Below are 20,258 nucleotides of genomic sequence, written 5' to 3' on the forward strand. Positions count from 1 at the left end.
GCGTGGTGTCCGCCGGGGCAGGCCGGCACCGCGCCCGGACCGCGCGGCCGGACGCGCCTCCGGTCCGGGGTCAGGCGCGCCGGGCCCGCGCGAGATCGGCGGCGGTCCACGCCATCGCCGTCGCGCCGTCGAGCAGCGCGCGCTCCCCGGCCGGACCCGCGGCGGCCTCGGCGAAGGCGGCCTCGTGCGGTCCGCAGGCGCCGCCGCTGATGTCCAGCACCGGATGGATCGACGGCACCGCGTGCGAGACGTTCCCCATGTCGGTGCAGGCGAACGGCGGCCGTTCGACCGGCTCCGGACGCCCGAGCGCCTTGGCGTTGGCCTCCCACAGGGCGGTCAGCGCGGGGTCTCCGCGGAAGTCCAGGTAGTCCGGCTCGGGCCGCTCCAGCGTCACCTCGCACCCGGTCGCCAGGGCGCCCGCGCGGAAGCACGCCTCCACCCGCTCGCGCAGCTCCGCGAGGTCCTCGGCCGCCAGGGCGCGCAGTTCGTACTCGGCGCGGGCCCGCTCCGGGATCGCGTTGGGGGCGCTGCCGGCCTCAGTGGTGACTCCGTGCACCCGCCACTGGGGCGGAAGATGCTGCCGCAGCAGGCCGATCGCCACCTGGGCCACGGTCAGCGCGTCGGCGGCGTTGCGCCCCTCGTGCGGATTGAGGCTGGGGTGGGCGGCGCGGCCGGTGTAGGAAACCGACAGGGTGCCGAGCGCGAAGGAGCGGAAGTCGGACATCTCGAACGGGCAGGGATGCACCATCATGGCGGCGTCCACCCCGTCGAAGGCGCCCGACTCCAGCATCAGCGCCTTGCCCGCGCCCCGTTCCTCCGCCGGCGTGCCCAGGACGCGTACGCGCAGCCCGAGTTCGTCGGCGAACGGGGCGAGGCCCAGTGCCGCCCCGACCCCGGCGGCGGCGATCAGATTGTGCCCGCAGGCGTGCCCCAGGTCCGGCAGGGCGTCGTACTCGCACACCACCGCCACCGTCAACGGGCCCCGGCCCAGGGTGGCTTCGAAGGCGGTCTCCAGTCCGTAGGCCGGTGCGGTCACGGTGAAGCCCCGCTCGGCCAGTGCTTCGGCGCACCAGGCGGCGGCGCGGTGCTCGGCGAACGCGGTCTCGGGGTGCCCGTGGATGCGGCGGCTGAGAGCGAGCAGGGCCTCGGAGTGCCGCTCGATCTCCTCGCGCACACGGGACTTGAGGTCCTCTGGGCCGGGGGTGGTGGGCGCGCCGGTGGCGCGGGCGTCGGTCATCTGCTCCTCTTCCGGTTCCGGGGGTGCGTGGCGTGGGCCGTGTGCACGAAGTTCACGGTCGGGCACACCCTCGCATGGTTTTTAGCTTAGGCTTGCCTAAGTAATGGCGTCGTGTGTGCGGCCAGGCTTGCACAATCAAGGAGTTGCCCCCAGATGTACGCGCATCCGGACTCGTTCTCCCTGCTCACCTCGCAGAGCGGCATCCACTACGCGCAACAGCTCGACCCCGGCGGCACCGGACACCACACGGCGGACGTCGTGGAGATCGACGGCGCTCTCGACGAGGACCGCTTCGAACGGGCCCTCGCCCGCACCGTCGCCGAGGCCGACACCCTGCGGCTCCGGTTCACCGGGACGGACGGCGTTCCGGCCCAGTACCCGGACCCCGAAGCGGAGTTCACCCTGCGACGGATCGACCTGCGCGGCCACGCCGCACCCGTCGAGGAGGCCGAACGCCTGATCCGGGCCGACCTCGCCCGGCCCGCCGACCCCGCCGCCCCCGGCGGCCTCACGGCCCAGATCCTCCTGCGCCTCGGCGGGACACGGTACTGGTGGTACCAGCGCGTCCACCACATCGCCGTGGACGCCTACGCCCTGACCCTGATCGGCCGCCGCCTCGCCGAGGTCTACACCGCAGGCGACCAGGAGCCGCCCGCCTGCCGCTTCGCCCCCCTCGCCGAACTCGTCGCCGAGGAGCAGGAGTACCTCGCGGGCGAACAGTACGCGGCCGACCGGGACTTCTGGACCGGGCGGATGCGCGGCGCGGTCCCGGTCACCCTCGCCCCGCCCGGCGCGGGCACCGCCCCCGGCACCTCCCCGCTGCGGTCCGCCGCCACCCTGCCCCCGGGCTCGCTCACCCGCCTCAGCGCCGCCGCCGAGTCCGTCCGGGCCACCTGGGCCGAACTGGTCGTCGCCGCCACCGCCGTCCACCTGCACCGCCTCACCGGCGCCAACGACGTCGTCCTCGGACTCCCCGTCACCAACCGACGGAGCCCCGCCGCCCTGCGCACCCCGGCGATGACCGTCAACGTGCTGCCGCTGCGCCTCGCCGTCCACCCCGGCGACAGCGCCGCCGACCTGCTGCGCCGCGTCGTACTGGAGATCCGCCGGGTCCGCCGCCACCAGCGCTACCCGCAGGCCGACCTGCGCCGCGACCTCCGCCTGACCGCTCCTGCCGCGCCGCTGACCGGCCCCATGGTCAACATCAAGCCGCACGACGGCGGACCGCTGGACCTCGGCGGACTGCCCGGCACCGTCCGCAACCTCGCCGCCGGACCCGTCGAGGACCTCGCCGTCGGCGCCTGGCCCGGCCCCGGCGACAGCCTCGCCCTCGTCCTGGAGGCCAACCCCGACCGCTACACCGCGGACGTCCTCGACGGCCATCGCACCACCTTCCGGCACTGCCTGGACGCCCTGACCCATCTGCTGCGGACCGACCCGCACCGCCCGCTCGCCGCCATCGACCTGCTCAGCGCCGACGGGATACGCCGTGTCACCTCCGGGCGTACCGAGCCGCCGCCCGCCCTCACCGTCCCCGGCGCCCTCGCCGCGCTGGCCGCCGTCACCCCCCGGGCCACCGCCGTGCGCTGCGGAGAGGAGACGCTCACCTTCGCGGAGCTGGACGCCGCCGCCGACCGGCTCGCCCACCACCTCGCCGCCTGGGGTGTGGGCCCCGAGACGCCCGTCGCACTCGCCCTGCCCCGCTCCACCGGCATGGTCACCGCCCTGTTCGCCGTCCTCAAGGCCGGCGGCGTCTGCCAGCCCCTCGACCCGGGCCACCCGCCCGCCCGCACCCTCGCCGTCCTCGACGACGCCCGCCCCGCCCTCGTCCTCGGCACCACCGCCACCCTGGCGGCGCTGCCCGACCACGGCCGGCCGGTCACCGCCCTCGACACCCCGGAGACCGCCGCGGCCCTGCGCGACGTCCCCGCCGGACCGCCCGCCACCGCCCCCGCACCCGACGACGCGGCGTACATCATCCACACCTCCGGCTCCACCGGCAGGCCCAAGGGCGTCGTCGTCACCCACGCCTCCCTCGCCAACCTGTACGCGGGCCACGGCACCGACCACATCGCCCCCGCCGTCGCCCGCACCGGACGCGACCGGCTCCGGGTCGCCCACAGCGCCTCCTTCACCTTCGACGCCTCCTGGGACCCCCTGCTCTGGATGGTCCACGGCCACGAGCTGCACCTCCTCGACGACGCCACCTACCGCGACCCGGCCGCCCTCACCACCTACGTCGACACCCACCGCGTCGACTACCTCGACGTCACCCCCTCCTACGCCGAGGCCCTCCTCGCCGAAGGACTCCTCGGCGAGGGCCACCACCGGCCCGCCGTCCTCGTCGTCGGCGGCGAAGCCGTCCCCGCCCCCCTCTGGCGGCGGCTGGCCGCCACCGAGGGCGTCCACCCGGTCAACCTGTACGGCCCCACCGAGACCACCGTCGACGCCTGCCACTGGACCGGTCCGGACGCCACCGGCAGCCCCGTGCGCGCCACCCGCCTCTACGTCCTGGACACCGCCCTGCGCCCCGCCCCCGACGGCGTCCCCGGCGAGCTGTACGTCGCCGGGGCCTGTCTGGCCCGCGGCTACCTGGGCCGCCCCGACCTGACCGCCGAACGGTTCGTCGCCGACCCCTTCGGCGCCCTGCACGGCGAACCCGGCGCCCGTATGTACCGCACCGGCGACCTGGTGCGCCGCCGCGCCGACGGCACCGTCGAGTTCCTCGGCCGCACCGACGACCAGGTCAAGATCCGCGGCTTCCGCGTCGAACTCGGCGAGATCCAGGCCGTCCTGGCCGCCCACCCCGACGTGGACCGGGCCGCGGTCATCGCCCGCGACGCCGCCGGGGGCAGGCGCCTCCTCGCCTACGCCGTCCCCCGCCCCGGCACCGCCCCCGACCCGGCCGCCCTGCGCGACCACCTCGCCGCCGCGCTGCCCGCCCACATGGTCCCGGCCGTCGTGACCCTGCTGGACGCCCTCCCGCGCACCGCCAACGACAAGCTCGACCACCGCGCCCTGCCCGACCCCGAGCCCGTCCCGGCCGCCACCGGGGCCCCCGCCGGAACCGGGGACCCGCACACCGCCGTCACCGCCGGACTCTTCGCCGACCTGCTCGGCCTGGACACCGCCCCCGGGCCCGGCACCTCCTTCTTCGACCTCGGCGGCCACTCCCTGCTCGCCGCCCGGCTCGCCGCGCGGCTGCGCGAGACCTTCGACGTGCCCCTCTCCGTCGCCGACGTCTTCCGCGCCCCCACCCCCACCGCCGTCGCCGCCCTCGTCCGCGCCCGGCACAGCGGCGCCGGGGAGACCGACGCCACGCCGCTCGTCCCGGTGCCCCGCACCGGCGACCTGCCCCTGTCGCCCGCCCAGCAGCGGCTCTGGTTCCTGCACCGGCTGGAGGGTCCGAGCCCCACCTACAACATCCCCCTCGTCCTCACCGTCGAGGGCCCCCTCGACGAGGACGCCCTCGGCGCCGCCCTGGCCGACCTCACCGACCGCCACGAGACCCTGCGGACCCTCTACCCGGTCCCCGCCGACGGCCCCGACAGCCTGCCCCAGCAGCACATCCTCGCCCCCGGCGACCCCGCCGCGCGGCCCCGCACCCACCGTGCCGCCGACGGCGACGACCTTATGGCCGCCGCCCGCCACACCTTCGACCTCGCCACCGAGATCCCCCTGCGCGCCACCCTGTTCACCGAACACCCCGGCCTGCACACCCTGCTGCTGGTGCTCCACCACATCGCCGGCGACGGAGCCTCCACCACCCCGCTCGCCCGCGACCTCGCAACCGCCTACCGGGCCCGGCTCGACGGCCGCGCCCCCGCCTTCCCCCCGCTCCCCGTCCAGTACGCCGACCACGCCGCCCACCAGCGACGGATCCTGGGCACGCCGGCCGCGCCCACCGCACTCGCCACCGCTCAACTGGACCACTGGCGCCGGACCCTGGCCGGACTGCCCGACCAGCTCGAACTGCCCACCGACCGGCCCCGCCCGGCCGTCGCCTCCACCGACGGCGACACCGTCCCCTTCGCCCTCGGCGCCGACGCCCACCGGGCCCTCGCCCTGCTCGCCCGCACCACCGGCGCCAGCGTCTTCATGGCCGTCCAGGCGGGACTGGCCGCCCTGCTCACCCGGCACGGCTGCGGCACCGACATCCCGCTCGGCACCCCCGTCGCCGGTCGCGACGACGACACCACCGCCGACCTCGTCGGCTTCTTCACCAACACCGTCGTCCTGCGCACCGACACCTCCGGCGACCCCACCTTCCGCCGCCTGCTGGAACGCGTCCGCACCGGCACCCTCGCCGCGTTCGAGCACGACACCCTGCCCTTCGACCACCTCGTCGAGGCCCTCAACCCGGCCCGCTCACTGGCCCGGCACCCCCTCTTCCAGACCATGCTCGCCTGGCAGTCGGTGCCCGACGCCGCCTTCCCGCTCACCGACGGCACCACCGCCCGGCTCTCCACCATGACCTCCGGCAGCGCCAAGTTCGACCTCACCCTCAACGCGGGCGAACTGGACGGGGGCGGCATCGGCGGCTTCCTGGAGTTCCGCACCGACCTCTTCGACCGCTCCACCGCCCAGGCCCTCGCCGACCGCCTCGCCCGGCTGCTCACCGCCGCCGCCGAGGCCCCCGACACCCCCCTCGGCCTGCTGCCACTGCTCGGCGAGGACGAACGCCGTCGCGCCCTGGTCGACGGCAACACCCGGCACCCGCTCACCGCCCGGACCGCCCCGGGCACCCTCGCCGAACGCTACGAGGACGCCGCCCGGCGGCACCCCGGCCGGATCGCCGCCACCCACGACGGCGACACCCTCACCTACGCCGAACTCTCCGCCCGCGCCCACCGCCTGGCCAGGCTGCTCGCCGCCCGCGGCATCGGCCCCGGCGAGATCGTCGCCCTCGCCCTGCCCCGCTCCCTCGACCTGGTCACCGGCCTGCTCGCGGTCTCCCTCGCCGGCGCCGCCTACCTGCCGCTCGACCCCGACTACCCGGCCGACCGGCTCGCCTACATGCTGGCCGACGCCCGTCCCGCCGCCGTCCTCACCGACACCGCCACCGCGCCCCGGCTGCCCGCCCACGACCTGCCGTGCCTCACCACCGACGGCGGGGCCGCCGACGGACACGCCGACGGCCCGCTCACCCAGGACGACCGCACCCGCCCGCTCACCCCCGACGACCCCGCCTACGTCATCTACACCTCGGGCTCCACCGGCCGCCCCAAGGGCGTCGTCGTCACCCAGCACAACGTCACCCGGCTGCTGACCGCCACCGACCACTGGTTCGGCTTCGGACCCGACGACGCCTGGACCCTCTTCCACTCCTACGCCTTCGACTTCTCCGTCTGGGAACTCTGGGGCGCCCTGCTGTACGGCGGCAAGGTCGTCGTCGTCCCCCACCTGACCAGCCGCGACCCCGGCGACTTCCGGCGGCTGCTCGCCCGGGAACGCGTCACCGTCCTCAACCAGACGCCGTCCGCCTTCTACCAGCTCGCCGCCGCCGACCGGGAGCACGACCCCGGCGAACTCGCCCTGCGCTACGTCGTCTTCGGCGGCGAGGCCCTCGAACTGGGGCGACTGGAGGACTGGTACGCCCGCCATCCCGACGACGCGCCCGTCCTCGTCAACATGTACGGGATCACCGAGACGACCGTCCACGTCACGCACTTCCCCCTCGACCGGGCCACCGCCGCCGCCGCGACCTCCTCCACCATCGGCGCCAACATCCCCGACCTGCGCGTCTACGTCCTCGACGAACGCCTCCAGCCCGTACCGCCCGGTGTCACCGGGGAGATGTACGTCGCCGGGCAGGGCGTGGCCGCCGGATACCTGGGCCGCCCCGACCTCACCGCCACCCGCTTCGTCGCCGACCCGCACGCCGGTCTGTTCGGCGAGGAGGGCGCCCGGATGTACCGCTCCGGCGACCTCGCGCGCCGCCGCGCCGACGGCACCCTGGAGTACTTCGGCCGCGCCGACCACCAGGTCAAGATCCGCGGCTTCCGCATCGAACTCGGGGAGATCGAGGCCGTCCTCGCGGCCCACCCCGGCGTCGCCGACATCGCCGTCGTCGTCCGCGAGGACACCCCCGGCGACAAGCGCCTCGTCGCCTACGCCGTGCCCGCCGGACCCGAGGGAGACCTCGCCGCGGACCTGCGCGCCCACGCCACCGGCGAACTGCCCCTGTACATGGTCCCGTCCGCCGTCGTCACGCTCGAACGGCTGCCGCTGACCAGCAACGGCAAGCTCGACCGCGCGGCGCTGCCCGCGCCGGGACGCCCCGCCGGCCACGCCGTCTCCCGGGCCCCCCGCACCCCCCGCGAGGAACAGCTCTGCGCCCTCTTCGCGGAGGTCCTCGGCCTGGACCGGGCGGGCGTCGACGACAACTTCTTCGACCTCGGCGGCCATTCGCTGCTCGCCGTGCGCCTCGCCGCCCGCGTCCGGGAGGCACTCGGCAGCGAGGTCTCCATCGGCACCGTCTTCCGCTCGCCGACCCCGGCCGCCCTGGAAGCCGCCCTGGAGTCCGCCGCCGACGGCCCCGGGGACGACCCGCTGGACGTCCTGCTGCCGCTGCGGCCCGCCCGCGACGGCGACCGCGCGCCCCTGTACTGCGTCCATCCCGCGGGCGGACTGAGCTGGTGCTACGCCGGACTCATCCGGCACCTGCCGGCCGACGTGCCGATCTACGGCCTCCAGGCGCAGGGCGTCGGCGCCGCCACCGCCGGCCTCCCGCTCCCCGCCACCCTGGAGGAACTGGCCGCGCACTACGTCTCCCGCATCCGCGCGACACAGCCCACCGGTCCCTACCGGCTGCTCGGCTGGTCCACCGGCGGCATCATCGCCCAGGCCATGGCCACCCACCTCCAGGACCTCGGCGAACGGGTCGAACTGCTCGCCGTCCTCGACGCCTACCCGGCCGAGGGCTTCCGGGAACTGCCGGTCCCCGACCACGCCGAGGCCATGGAGTCCCTGCTGGCGATGGGCGGCCACGGACCGGACGCCCTGGAGGGCAAGCCGCTCACCACCGCCAACGTGATCGACGTGCTCCAGCGCGAGGGCAGCCCGCTCGCCGCGCTGAGCGCCGCCACGCTGGAGGCGCTCGCGGAGATCTATCTGAACACCAACCACCTCGTGCGGGGCTACGACCACCGGCGCTTCGACGGCGACGTGCTGTTCTTCCGCGCCACCGTCGACACCATCGACGACGAGTTGACCCCGGACACCTGGACCCCGTACGTGAACGGGCGCATCGACAACACCGACGTCGCCTGCTCGCACAAGGACATGACCCTGCCCGAACCGATCGCGCACATCGCCCGTGTGGTCTCCGACCGCCTGACCGACCTGGAGAAGTGACAGCCCGATGGCCGTGAACAGCGACGCCCCCGTCAACCCCTTCGACGCCGAAGGCGAGTTCCTCGTGCTGGCGAACGCGCGGACGCAGCACTCGCTGTGGCCCGTGTTCGCCGAGGTGCCGGACGGCTGGACGGCCGTCCACGGGCCGTGCCCGCGCCAGGACGCGCTGGACTGGGTCACCGCGCACGACACCGGTCTGCCGGCCCGGTGACCCCGTCCTCCACCCGCGGCTCCGGGCGCGGCCCCCTGATCGGGCCGCGCCTGGCCGTCGTCCTGGTCTATGTGGCCGCCATGTGCATGAACGGCCTGGACTCCACCATCGTCAACCCGGCCCTCTACACCATCGCGGAGGACTTCGGCCGCCCCGTCGCGGCGGCCAACACCGTCGAGACGGCGTTCCTCGTCGCCCTGGCGCTGGCCCTGCCGGTGGCGGGCTGGCTCGGCGACCGGTACGGCACCAAGCGGATCTTCCTCGGCTCCCTCGCGGTGTTCACCGCCGCCTCCGCGCTGTGCGGCCTGGCCTGGAACCTCCCGGTCCTGGTCGTGGCGCGGGCGGTGCAGGGGCTCGCCGGGGGGCTGCTGACCCCGGTCGGCATGACCCTGCTGTTCCGGGCCTTCCCGCCGGCCGAGCGGATACGGCTGGGCAGGGTGCTGATCGTGCCGACCGCCCTGATGCCCGCCCTCGGCCCGCCGCTCGGCGGACTGCTCACCGAACACCTGTCCTGGCACTGGCTGTTCTTCGTCAACGTGCCCGTCGGCGTGGCCGCCGTGCTGCTCGGCGCGGTGAGGCTGCGCGAGCACGTGGAGGGCACCGGGGGCCCGTTCGACCGGGCCGGCTTCTGGCTGGCCACCCCCGCCCTGGGCCTGCTCACCTACGCGCTGGGCTTCGGCCCCTCGCGCGGCTGGTCCGACCCGGTGATCGGTCTCTGCGCGGCGGCGGGCACCGTCCTGCTGGTGGCCACCGTGATCCAGCAGCGCCGGGCCGCGGCACCGCTGCTGGGGCTGCGGCTGTTCGCCGACCGCCACTACGGACCGGCGTCCGCGCTGGCCGCGCTGACCGCCGCCGGGCTGATGGGTGTGCTCTTCGTGGTGCCGCTGCTCTTCCAGGCGGCGCTGGGCGGGTCCGCGCTGGACGCGGGGCTGAGCGTCTTCCCCGAAGCCATAGGGCTGATGCTGGCCTCGCAGGCGGTGGACCGGCTGCTGCCCCGGCTCGGTCCCCGGCGGCTGGCCGTGGCCGCGCTGCTGGCGGCCGCCCTGGTCTTCGCCGCGCTCGCGGTTCCGGGCACGGCGGAGAACGAGTGGGCGGTGCGGGGCCTGATGTTCGGCATCGGGCTGGTGCTCGGCACCGCCGTGCTCACCGTGCAGATCGCCGGGTTCGAGACGATCCCGCCCCCCGACATGGGGCAGGCGATGGGCCTGTTCCAGATCGTCCGCACCCTCGGCGGCGCCCTCGGCATCGCGCTGTGCGCGGCACTGGTCGGCGGGGGTGGCCACCCGGGGGGCGGGGCGATGGACGCGGGCCCCTTCCGCACGGCGGTGTGGGCGACCGCCGCCCTGGTCGCCGTCTCCGCCCTGTTCGCCCTGCGGCTGCCCCGCGCCGCCCCGGAGCCGCCGCCGACGGGCGCGGCACCGGACGACGCCGACGGAGCCGGACCGGCGCGGACCGAGGAGCGTTCGCCTGCTCCCTGACGCCCCGGTGGGCCCGGCCATGGGGCGCCTCCGCGCGCATCGCGCGGAGGCGCCCCGGCTGTTCGGTGGCGGTCCGGAACCGGTTCCCGGTGGTCCGGAACCGTGTTCCAGGGGTTCCGAACCGGGTCTTACCGGGCTCCGTCCGGGCCCAGCAGTCCCACCAGGGCGTCGGCCAGACCGCCGCGCCAACAGGCGTAGTCGTGGCCGCCGTTGAACTCCCGGTAGATCACGTCGTAGCCGCGGTCGCGCAGGACGTCGTGCAGCCGCCGGTTCTCCGCGAGCAGCATCCACTCCTGGAGCCCTACCTCCAGCCACAGCCGCACCGGGCGCCGTTCCCCGGTGGCGTACTGCCGGGTCAGCCACTCCGGGCCGCGCTCCGGGTCGTCCTCGGGCCACCAGAAGGAGCCCGACTGCGACACCGCCAGCCCGAACCGCTCGGGCCGCCGGTGGGCCGCGTAGGCCGCCGCCAGTCCGCCCGCGCTCTGCCCGGCCACCACCGTCCGGTCCGGCCGCAGCGGAGCGCCGAACTCCCGTGCCGCCCACGGGAGCAGGGTGTCCGCCAGCCAGTCGGTGAAGGCTTCGTCGCACGTCAGGTCGTCCATGCGGCGCCCCATGGTGTCGACGAGGAGGGCGGCCGTCGGCGGCAGCGCCCCGGCGGCGTGCATCCGGTCCAGGGTGCCGCCGAGGTCCAGCACCGGCCCCCACATCTCGCCGTCCAGCAGCACGGCCACCGCCTCCGGCGCCACGCCCTCACCGGGCGGCAGCCGCACGGTCACCCGGCGTCCGGTCAGCTCGTGCTCGGTGCTGCTGCCGCGCGGCACGGTGGCCTGCCCGGCGTACGGCTGCGGCGGCGCCTCCGGCAGGGACAGCACCGAGGCGGGACGGCGGGCGCCGAGCGACGGCAGCACCGGTGCCGCGTTCAACGGGTCGGGCAGCGCCCGGTCCAGGGCCGACCGCCAGGACGAACGGTCGGTGCGGAGCAGCTCCGCACGGGACCCGTGTCCGGGGAGGAACTGGTACGAGGCGCGGTGGTCGGAGCGCAGCCGGTGCGAGAGCGCCCAGACGGAGGTGCCCGCCACCCGCCGCATCAGGTGCCGGGTGAGGTCCCCGCCGTGCCGGTCGCGGTCGGTGACGGTGTGCACGAGGAGCAGGACGTCGGTGGAGGGCCGGTCGGGGTCGTCCCGCCAGAGGAAGGTGACCAGGCGGTGCGCCGGGTCGCCGTCGGGGTCGGCCTCGACCAGGGGGGTGCCGAGGCGTTCGGCGCGCAGCCAGAACTCCGCCTCGGCGCCCGGTACTCCGGCCCGCACCCCGTCACGCAGGGTACGCAGCGCGGGGCTGGGGATCGCGGTCACGGGGGTCCGCCTTTCGTCGTGTCGTCCGTGGTGGTGTCGTCTGGCGTCGTGTCGTCCGGGCTCGGGTCACGGGGAGGGGAGGAAGACTCGGGGGAGGAGGGGAAGGGGAGGCGCGGAGGGCTCGGTGTCCTGGGCGGGGCCGCGCGACGCCCCCGGGGGGCACCGGCACCGCCGGGGGCCGGGCCGGGGCCTTCAGGCTCCGCGCCGTCCCCGGCGTGCGGCTCCGGGGCCCGGCGGCGGAGCCGCGCCGCGGGCACCCGCGGCCCCGGCGCACCGTCCCGCGCGGCCCCGCATCCGATGGCCCGCCGGCGAGTGCGCGGCCGTGCGCGGGGTCTCGGGCGGGGAACCCCGTGCGGCGCCGCTCCCGGCCCCGGCCCGTGCCGCGCGCTCACACCCGGGTCGCCGCCGAGCGTCCGAGCAGCACCCAGAGCAGGAAGGGGCCGCCGAGGACGGTGGTGACCACGCCGACCGGGAGTTCGGAGCCGGAGAAGACGATCCGTCCGACGGTGTCGGCGGTCACCACCAGCACCGCCCCGGTCAGCATCGAGCCGACCAGCGGCACCCGCAGCGGTCCGGCCAGCCGCGAGGCGATCACCGGCGAGGCCAGGGCGACGAAGGCCACCGGTCCGCACACGCCCACCGCGAGGCCCGCCAGCGCGACGGCGAGCAGCATGCACACCGTCCGCACCCGGCCCGGGCGCACCCCCACGGAGGCGGCGGTCGCGTCGTCGAAGCGCAGCACCCCCAGGTGCCGGGCGACGGCGAGGGCCGCCGGGACGAGGACGCAGAGCCCGATCAGTACCGGCACCGCCACCGAGTACCCGCGGCCGTTGAGGCTGCCGGAGGTCCACACGTACAGCGAACCGGCCGAGCTGAGGGACCGCCGGGCGAGCATGACCTGGGTGATCGCCGAGGCCAGCGCGGACATCGCGAGGCCCACGACGAGGACCCGGTAGCCGCGTTGGCCGAGCCCCCCGGCGACGGTGGTGACGACCAGCACGGCGGCCAGCGCGCCGAGCGGCCCGGCCCACCAGGCGCCGAAGGTGCCGGTGACGCTGACGGAGAGCAGCACCGCGGCGGTGGCACCGTCGTTGACGCCGAGCAGTTCCGGGGTGGCGAGGCGGTTGCGGGCGAGGGTCTGGGTCAGACAGCCGGCGAGTCCGAGGGCGGCCCCGGCGGCGAGCCCGGCGACGATCCGGCCGAGCCGGAACTTCTGCACCAGCAGGACGTCGAAGCGGTCGCCCTGTCCGAACAGCGCCCGGAAGGTGCGGCCCACGTCCATGTCGCTCTGGCCCGCGTACGCCGAGAGCGTCACCGCGAGCAGCCCCAGCGCGGCGAGGCCGGTGGCGGCCAGCGCGGGGCGTCGGTGCACCAGCAGGGAGACGGGGCCGCGCCGCAGGACGACCGTCCCGGCGAGGGATGCCCGGGCGGGCTTTCGCGGTCCGCCGGAGCGGGCATCGGTGCCGGTGCCGACGTCGGTGTCGGCTCCGGCGGCGCGGGAGCGGCCGAGGAGCGCGGCGAGCCGGGCCGGGACCGGCGGCCGACGGCGTCGTGGGGGGCCGTCGCCGGTGGCCGGTTCGGTCATGCCCATCGAGGCGAGTCGTCGGGAGCGCACGATGCCGATCAGGACCGGTGCGCCGATCAGCGCGACGATCACCGACACCGGTGCCTCGAACGGCCGGGCCACCACCCGGGCCGCCACGTCGGACAGGGTCAGCACTCCGGCGCCGATCAGCCCGGCGAGGACGATCCGGGCGGCCAGGCCGGTGCCGGTCAGCGCCCGCGCGAGGAACCCGGCGAGCAGGCCGAGGAAGGAGATGGGCCCGGCCAGCGCCACCGCGGCGGCGGTGAGCAGGGTGACGGCGACGGCCACCGACGTCCGGATGAGGGAGGGGCGGTGGCCGAGACCGCGCGCCAGGTCGTCGCCGAGGGCGAGCGCGGACAGCGGCCGGGTGACGAGGAGGGCCACGGCGAAGCCGATGAGCAGGACGGGCAGCAGCCGGCCCAGCTCGCCGTAGCCCTCGACCCCGGCGAGGGAGCCCAGCACCCAGAAGCGGAACCGGTCGTAGGTCTCCGCCGAGTTGACCACGATGACGCTGGTGACCCCGCCGAAGGTGGCGCCGAGCGCCGAGCCCGCGAGCACCAGCCGCATGGGGGAGCCCCCGCCCCCGCGTCCGGCGATCAGCAGGACCAGCCCGCTGGCGGCGACCGCGCCCACGAAGGCGCACACCAGATAGGCGTAACCGGAATCCAGGCCGAGCAGGGCGATCCCCGCCACCACGCCCAGCGAGGCACCGGCGTTGACGCCGAGCAGCCCGGTCTCGGCGAGCGGGTTGCGGGTGACCGCCTGGAGCAGGCATCCGGCCACTCCGAGCGCGGCGCCGACGAGGACGGCGGTGAGCGTGCGCGGCAGCCGCAGATCGCCGATGACCAGGGAGAGCCGGCTGTCGGAGCGGGCGCCGCCCAGATCGAACAGGTAGTCCAGTGCCCCGCCGGGCCCGACCTCGCCCGCGCCGACGCTCAGGGAGAGGCCGGCCAGGAGGACGACCACGGCCGTGAACCCGGTGATCAGCAGCCCGGTGCGGCGGCGCGGGGAAGGGTGCTCCACGCGGCCGTCGGCCGGGTCGCCGGAGGCCGGGGGCGGTGCGGGCGGAACGGCCTCCGCCGTCAACGTGCCGGACTTCCCGGCGTGTTGGGCGTCGGGTCGCGGTACCTGGGAATGCCCTGTCTGCATGTAGTGAGGTTAGCCTAACCAAAAAAGAGGTAAGGCTGACAAGAGGGTCCGGTTCATTCGCCGGACGGGCTGTCGGCCTGCCTAGATAAGGTTAGGCTAGCCTTATGAACTGGGGATCAGTCATGTCCGAGGACCCATCCGGTGCTTCCGCCCTTCCCGCCCGGCCCAGAACCTCCGGCCGCCCCGGCACCACGGGATCGAGCGGCCTGCTGGCCGGGCGCACGGCCCTGGTCACCGGAGCCGGCCAGGGCATCGGCGCGGCCGTCGTCCGCGCGCTCGCCGCAGAGGGCGCCACCGTGGCCGCGACCGACCGCGACGCCGAGGGCGTCGGGAAGCTCGCCGCCGAACACGCCGAACACGTCCCGCCCGACGGTGACACGGGGGAGCCTGCCGCCGGTTCCGTCACCGCGTACACCATGGACGTCACGGACGCGGAGGCCGTCCGCAGTGTCGTGGACGCCGCGGTCACCCGGCACGGTCCGCTGGACATCCTGGTCAACGTGGCCGGGGTGCTGCGCACCGGCCCGTCCGCCGAACTCTCCGACCAGGACTGGGCGGACACCTTCGCCGTGAACACCACCGGCGTCTTCCACACCGCCCGTGCCGTCGCCCCCGCCATGGCGGCCCGCGGCCGCGGCAGCATCGTCACCGTCGGCTCCAACGCGGCGGGCATACCCCGCGTCCGCATGGGCGCCTATGCCGCTTCCAAGGCCGCCGCCGCCATGTACACCCGTTGCCTCGGCCTGGAGTTGGCCCGCAGCGGCGTCCGCTGCAACGTGGTCGCCCCCGGTTCCACCGACACCCCGATGCAGCGCGCCCTCTGGCAGGACCCCGACGCCCCCGGCCGGGTCGTCGACGGCGATCCCGCCGCCTACCGCACCGGCATCCCGCTCGGCCGCATCGCCGACCCCGCCGACATCGCCGACGCCGTGGTGTTCCTCGCCTCCGACCTGGCGCGGCACATCACCCTCCAGGAGCTGTACGTCGACGGCGGCGCGACCCTCCGCTGACCGTCCGTCCCGCGCCATCCGCGCACCCCGTCCCCACCCCCGCACACCCGCCCCGCACGCCCGCCCACCGCGGGCACGGGAGAAACGGAGCCATCGTGTCGACGGCACCCCAGGTCGCCGAACCCCACACCCTCGCAGAGCCGGCCCACCCCGCCGTAGGGGTCGCCACGGGGCTGCTCAACTCCTATGCCCCGGGGTCCCGTTTCCTCGGCACCCCCACCCGTACCCTGCTGGGCGAGGGCGTGCACAGAGAGGTGCCGCACGACGGGCGGCCTCCCCACCAGCGGGTCGCCGCCGCCCTCGCGGACGCCCGCGCGGCCGGACACCCCGCACCGGTCGTCCTGGGGGCCATACCCTTCGACCAGGACGCCCCGGCCGCCCTCGCCGTGCCCGCCACCCTGCACACGGCGCCGCCCCTGATCGCCGACCCGCTCGTCGCCCTGCCCGCCGAACCCCCCTCGCCCCAGGACGAACTGACGGTCCACCAGGAACCGGCTCCGGAGCAGTACGCGGCCTCCGTCGCCTCCGTCGTCGACCGCATGTGGCAGGGCGAGTTCAGCAAGGTCGTGCTCGCCCGCACCCTCCGGGTCGACGCCGCCCGCCCCCTCGACGTCCCCGCGATGCTGCAGCGCCTCGCCCGCCGCGACCCCTCCGGCTACACCTTCGCGCTGCCCACCGGCCCCGACCGCACCCTTCTCGGCGCCAGCCCCGAACTGCTGGTCTCCCGGCACGGCGACCGGGTGGTCGCCAACCCGCTGGCCGGCTCCGTGGCGCGCAGCACCGATCTGGCCGAGGACGTCCGTCGCGCCGCGGCCCTTCTGGAATCCGCCAAGGACCTGCACGAACACGCCGTCGTGGTCAACGCCGTCGCGGAGAACCTGGCCCCCCACTGCACCGGCCTGACCGTCCCCGACCGGCCCACCCTGGTGCGCACCGCCACCATGTGGCACCTGTCCACCACCGTCACCGGCACCCTGCGCACCCGCGACACCTCCGCCCTCGAACTCGCCTGCGCCCTGCACCCCACCCCCGCCGTCTGCGGCACCCCCACCTCCCTCGCCCGCCGTGTCATCCGCGAGACCGAGCCCTTCGACCGGGGCTTCTTCACCGGCATGGTCGGCTGGGGCGACGCCGACGGCGACGGCGAATGGGTCGTCACCATCCGCTGCGCCGAGGCGGAGCCCACCTCGCTGCGCCTCTACGCCGGTGCGGGGGTCGTAGCCGCCTCCGAACCGGCCGCCGAGACCGCCGAGACCGCCGCCAAGTTCCGCACCTTCCTGAGCGCCGTGGGAGCCCGGCTGTGACCGATCCGACCACCCCCGATCCGATCACCCCCGCCCCGGCCGCCTCCGACGCCCCCACCTGGCCCACCGACTTCGCCGAGCGCTACCGCGCCGCGGGCCACTGGAAGGGGCAGACCTTCGGCGGCATGCTCCGCGAGCGGGCCGCCGCCCACCCCGACCGGGTCGCCGTCGTCGACCCCGGCGACGGGCCCGGGACCACTCGCCGCTGGACCTACGGCGAACTCGACTCCCGCGCCGACCGGCTCGCCGCCGGGCTGCTGGCCCGCGGCATCGGCAGGGGCGACCGGGTGGTCGTCCAACTGCCCAACATCGCCGAGTTCTTCGAGGTCGTCTTCGCCCTGTTCCGGATCGGTGCCCTGCCGGTCTTCGCCCTCCCCGCGCACCGCGAGAGCGAGATCCGCTACTTCTGCGACTTCACCGGCGCCGCCGCCTACGTCATCGCGGGCGAGCACGGCGGCTACGACTACCGCAAGCTCGCCGCCGCCGTCCGCGCCGACGTCCCCGCGCTGCGCCACGTGTTCGTCGCCGGACCGGACGCGGGCGAGTTCGAGCCCCTGGCCGCCCTGAGCACCGATCCCGTCCACGTCGACGGACCCGCACCCGGCGACCTGGCCTTCCTCCAGCTCTCCGGCGGCAGCACCGGCATCCCCAAGCTGATCCCCCGCACCCACGACGACTACCTCTACTCGCTGCGCGGATCCAACGAGATCTGCGCCGTGGACGAGGACAGCGTCTATCTGTGCGCCCTGCCCGCCGCCCACAACTTCCCGCTCTCCTCGCCCGGCACCCTCGGCGCGCTCCACGCGGGCGCCCGTGTCGTGCTCTGCCCCGCACCCGGCCCCGAGACGGCCTTCCCGCTCATCGAGCGCGAGCGGGTCACCATCACCGGACTGGTGCCGCCGCTCGCCCTGGTGTGGACCGAGGCCGCCCCCGGCACCCCCCACGACCTCAGCAGCCTGGAGGTCCTGCTGGTCGGCGGCGCCAAGTTCAGCGAGCAGGCGGCCCGCCGGGTCCGCCCGGCCCTCGGCTGCACCCTCCAGCAGGTCTTCGGCATGGCGGAGGGGCTGGTCAACTACACCCGCCTGGACGACCCCGAGGAGACCGTCGTCACCACCCAGGGACGGCCCATCTCGCCCGACGACGAGATCCGCGTCGTCGACGACGAGGACGAGGACCTGCCCGTGGGCGCCACCGGCCACCTGCTCACCCGCGGCCCCTACACCATCCGCGGCTACTGGAGGGCGCCCGAGCACAACGCCCGCTCCTTCACCGCGGACGGCTTCTACCGCACCGGGGACATCGTCCGCCTCACCCCCACCGGCCACCTGGTCGTCGAGGGACGGGCCAAGGACCAGATCAACCGGGGCGGCGAGAAGATCGCCGCCGAGGAGGTGGAGAACCACCTCCTCGCCCACCCCGCCGTCCACGACGCCAACGTCGTCGGCGAACCGGACCCCTACCTCGGGGAACGCACCTGCGCCTACGTCATCCTGCGGGCCGGTGCCGAGGCCCCGAAGCCGGTCGCCGTCAAGCGGTTCGTCCGCGAACGGGGCCTCGCCGCCTACAAGGTGCCCGACCGGGTCGAGTTCGTCACCGCGTTCCCGCACACCGGCGTCGGCAAGATCTCCAAGAAGGAACTCCGGGCCGCCGCCGAGACGGCACCCGGAACCGACCCCGCCCCCCTCACCGAGAGCTGAAGAAACCCCGCACCATGGCCCTGCCCAGAATCACCCCGTACCCCATGCCGGCCGCCGCGGCACTGCCCGCCAACAGGGTCGACTGGAAGGTCGACCCGGACCGGGCGGTCCTGCTCGTGCACGACCTCCAGACGTACTTCCTGTCCGCCTACGACACCGACGCCCCGCCCGTCCCCGAACTCCTCCGCAACGTGCGGGCGCTGAAGGAGCGGGCCGCCGAACTCGGCGTCCCCGTCCTCTACACCGCCCAGCCCGGCGGCCAGAGCGCCGGGGAGCGGGGACTGCAACAGGACTTCTGGGGGTCCGGCCTGCCCGCCGACCCGGCCGCCGAGGCCATCGCGCAGGCGGTGGCGCCCGGCCCCGGGGACGAGGTCGTCACCAAGTGGAAGTACAGCGGCTTCGTCCGCACCGACCTCGCCGAGCGGCTGGCCGCGCTCGGCCGCGACCAGCTCGTCATCACCGGCGTGTACGCCCACATCGGCGTGCTGATGACGGCCTGCGACGCCTGGATGCGGGACATCCGCGCCTTCGTCGTCGCGGACGCCGTGGCGGACTTCTCCGCCGAGGAGCACGCGATGGCGCTCCGCTGGGCGGCCGGCCGCTGCGCCGTCGTCACCACCACCGACACCGTTCTCGAAGGGAACTGACCACCGTGGCCCTCACCCTGGAGCAGTTGCGCGCCGACATCGCGGATGTGCTGGGGGAGTCCCCCGAGGACATCCCCGACGACGAGAACCTCGTCGACTACGGCCTGGACTCCGTCCGGCTGATGGTCCTGGTCGGCCGCTGGCGCGACGCCCACGGCCTGGACGTCGCCGTCACCGACCTCGCCGAGCGGCCGGCCGTGGAGGAATGGGCCGCCCTGCTGGGCACGACCGGCTGACCCCGGCCGGCGGTCGGCCCGGTCCGGACGGGGGGCACCCCGGCCCGGCCCGGCCCGGGCCGGTCGCACCGGTCGCACCGGTCGCACCGGCTGGCCCGGGCCGCCCGGGTCCGGGCTCAGCGCAGCAGCAACTGCGCGATGGCGAAGCTGCCGACGACCACGATGAAGGCCCGCAGGGCGGCCGGCGGCAGCCGTCGGCCGATCCGCGCCCCTATCTGCCCGCCGAGCGCCGAGCCGACGGCGATGAGCAGCACGGCCGTCCAGTCGAAGTCGGCCACGAAGAGGAAGAACGCGGCGGCGATGCCGTTCACGATGGCGGCGAGCACGTTCTTCACGGCGTTCAGGCGCTGGAGGCTGTCGTTCATCAGCATGCCCATGAGGGACAGGTAGATGATCCCCTGGGCCGCGGTGAAGTAGCCGCCGTACACACTGGACAGCAGCAGCCCGCCGAACAGCACCGGACCGCCGTCGGCCCGCGCGGGCGTGCCCCGGCGCTCGCGGCGCGCCTGGACGGCCCGGGAGATGCGCGGCTGGAGGATCACCAGGACCAGGGCCAGCGCCACCAGGACCGGGACGATCGTCTCGAAGGCCGTCGCCGGGAGGGAGAGCAGCAGCGTCGCCCCGGCGAGTCCGCCGACGGCCGCCGCCGCCCCCAGGCGCAGCACGAGCCGGCGCTGCCCCTTCAGCTCGGCCCGGTAGCCGATGGCGCCGCTGACCGAACCGGGTATCAGCCCGAGGGCGTTGGACACCGTCGCCGTCACCGGCGGCAGGCCGGTGGAGAGCAGGACCGGGAACGTGATCAGTGTTCCCGACCCGACGATGGTGTTGATGGTGCCGGCACCGACTCCGGCGGCGAAGATCGCCGATGACTCCCAGATGGACAACGCCATCTCCTCACTTCGGTTCAGACGCCTCCCCGCCCTTGGGGTCGAGGGGCCGTACCGATCATGCACGAAGAGGGGGCCCGCGGTCGACGGGGCGCGGGGCCGGAACCGG

12 protein-coding genes are annotated in these 20,258 nt (G+C 75.4%); 8 read left to right on the forward strand and 4 right to left on the reverse strand.

Going from position 1 to position 20,258, the window contains the following annotated elements:
- Positions 1–70: 70 nt before the first annotated feature.
- On the reverse strand, positions 71–1,237 hold the full coding sequence (locus tag GTY84_RS01555; protein WP_161224182.1) for an amidohydrolase: 1,167 nt from the start codon (positions 1,235–1,237) through the stop codon (positions 71–73).
- Positions 1,238–1,390: 153 nt separating this feature from the next.
- Between GTY84_RS01555 and GTY84_RS01560 the strand changes: the two genes are divergently transcribed.
- From GTY84_RS01560 to GTY84_RS01570, 3 genes are read left to right on the forward strand one after another with little or no spacing between them, the layout of a single operon-like run.
- Positions 1,391–8,593, forward strand: coding sequence for a non-ribosomal peptide synthetase (locus GTY84_RS01560; RefSeq protein WP_161224183.1), 7,203 nt, complete (start codon positions 1,391–1,393; stop codon positions 8,591–8,593).
- A gap of 7 nt (positions 8,594–8,600) precedes the next feature.
- Complete coding sequence (locus tag GTY84_RS01565; protein ID WP_161224184.1) at positions 8,601–8,804, forward strand: MbtH family protein; 204 nt, start codon at positions 8,601–8,603, stop codon at positions 8,802–8,804.
- Entirely contained in the window at positions 8,801–10,282 is a 1,482-nt protein-coding gene (locus GTY84_RS01570) for a DHA2 family efflux MFS transporter permease subunit (protein WP_345943304.1), read from the forward strand. Before GTY84_RS01565 ends, GTY84_RS01570 begins: the two co-directional genes overlap by 4 nt.
- A gap of 128 nt (positions 10,283–10,410) precedes the next feature.
- On the opposite strand, the gene fes is transcribed toward GTY84_RS01570, so the two are convergent.
- Complete coding sequence (gene fes / locus GTY84_RS01575; RefSeq protein ID WP_161224185.1) at positions 10,411–11,634, reverse strand: enterochelin esterase; 1,224 nt, start codon at positions 11,632–11,634, stop codon at positions 10,411–10,413.
- A 388-nt stretch (positions 11,635–12,022) separates the two neighbouring features.
- Positions 12,023–14,368, reverse strand: coding sequence for a Fe(3+)-hydroxamate ABC transporter permease FhuB (gene fhuB / locus GTY84_RS01580; RefSeq protein WP_237531965.1), 2,346 nt, complete (start codon positions 14,366–14,368; stop codon positions 12,023–12,025).
- Positions 14,369–14,490: 122 nt separating this feature from the next.
- On the opposite strand from fhuB, the gene GTY84_RS01585 reads away from it, so the two are divergent.
- From GTY84_RS01585 to GTY84_RS01605, 5 genes are all read left to right on the forward strand, one after another.
- Positions 14,491–15,378 (forward strand): 2,3-dihydro-2,3-dihydroxybenzoate dehydrogenase, encoded by an 888-nt coding sequence (locus tag GTY84_RS01585; protein ID WP_161224186.1) that lies wholly within the window; start codon positions 14,491–14,493, stop codon positions 15,376–15,378.
- A gap of 95 nt (positions 15,379–15,473) precedes the next feature.
- Positions 15,474–16,682 carry an isochorismate synthase gene (locus GTY84_RS01590; RefSeq protein WP_161224187.1) on the forward strand — a complete coding sequence of 403 codons (1,209 nt, stop codon included), beginning with the start codon at positions 15,474–15,476 and terminating at the stop codon, positions 16,680–16,682.
- Positions 16,679–18,379, forward strand: a complete 1,701-nt coding sequence (locus GTY84_RS01595; protein WP_345943305.1) for a (2,3-dihydroxybenzoyl)adenylate synthase — start codon at positions 16,679–16,681, stop codon at positions 18,377–18,379. Before GTY84_RS01590 ends, GTY84_RS01595 begins: the two co-directional genes overlap by 4 nt.
- A 14-nt stretch (positions 18,380–18,393) precedes the next feature.
- The gene (locus tag GTY84_RS01600) at positions 18,394–19,026 is read left to right on the forward strand and encodes an isochorismatase family protein (protein ID WP_161224188.1); all 633 of its coding nucleotides are present in this window, start codon (positions 18,394–18,396) and stop codon (positions 19,024–19,026) included.
- A gap of 5 nt (positions 19,027–19,031) precedes the next feature.
- Positions 19,032–19,262 carry a phosphopantetheine-binding protein gene (locus GTY84_RS01605; protein WP_345943306.1) on the forward strand — a complete coding sequence of 77 codons (231 nt, stop codon included), beginning with the start codon at positions 19,032–19,034 and terminating at the stop codon, positions 19,260–19,262.
- A 116-nt stretch (positions 19,263–19,378) separates the two neighbouring features.
- Here the strand turns inward: GTY84_RS01605 and GTY84_RS01610 are convergent, their stop codons facing one another.
- Positions 19,379–20,152 (reverse strand): sulfite exporter TauE/SafE family protein, encoded by a 774-nt coding sequence (locus GTY84_RS01610; protein ID WP_202548975.1) that lies wholly within the window; start codon positions 20,150–20,152, stop codon positions 19,379–19,381.
- Between the last annotated feature and the right edge of the window lie 106 nt (positions 20,153–20,258).

Source organism: Streptomyces sp. SID8352, from assembly GCF_009862265.1.
Taxonomy (GTDB): domain Bacteria; phylum Actinomycetota; class Actinomycetes; order Streptomycetales; family Streptomycetaceae; genus Streptomyces.

Bases quoted from the DNA above. Each gene is read 5' to 3' on its own strand.
- GTY84_RS01555 (WP_161224182.1), bottom strand. From the start codon at position 1,237: ATGACCGACGCCCGCGCCACCGGCGCGCCCACCACCCCCGGCCCAGAG.
- GTY84_RS01560 (WP_161224183.1), top strand. From the start codon at position 1,391: ATGTACGCGCATCCGGACTCGTTCTCCCTGCTCACCTCGCAGAGCGGC.
- GTY84_RS01565 (WP_161224184.1), top strand. From the start codon at position 8,601: ATGGCCGTGAACAGCGACGCCCCCGTCAACCCCTTCGACGCCGAAGGC.
- fhuB (WP_237531965.1), bottom strand. From the start codon at position 14,368: ATGCAGACAGGGCATTCCCAGGTACCGCGACCCGACGCCCAACACGCC.
- GTY84_RS01585 (WP_161224186.1), top strand. From the start codon at position 14,491: ATGTCCGAGGACCCATCCGGTGCTTCCGCCCTTCCCGCCCGGCCCAGA.
- GTY84_RS01600 (WP_161224188.1), top strand. From the start codon at position 18,394: ATGGCCCTGCCCAGAATCACCCCGTACCCCATGCCGGCCGCCGCGGCA.
- GTY84_RS01610 (WP_202548975.1), bottom strand. From the start codon at position 20,152: ATGGCGTTGTCCATCTGGGAGTCATCGGCGATCTTCGCCGCCGGAGTC.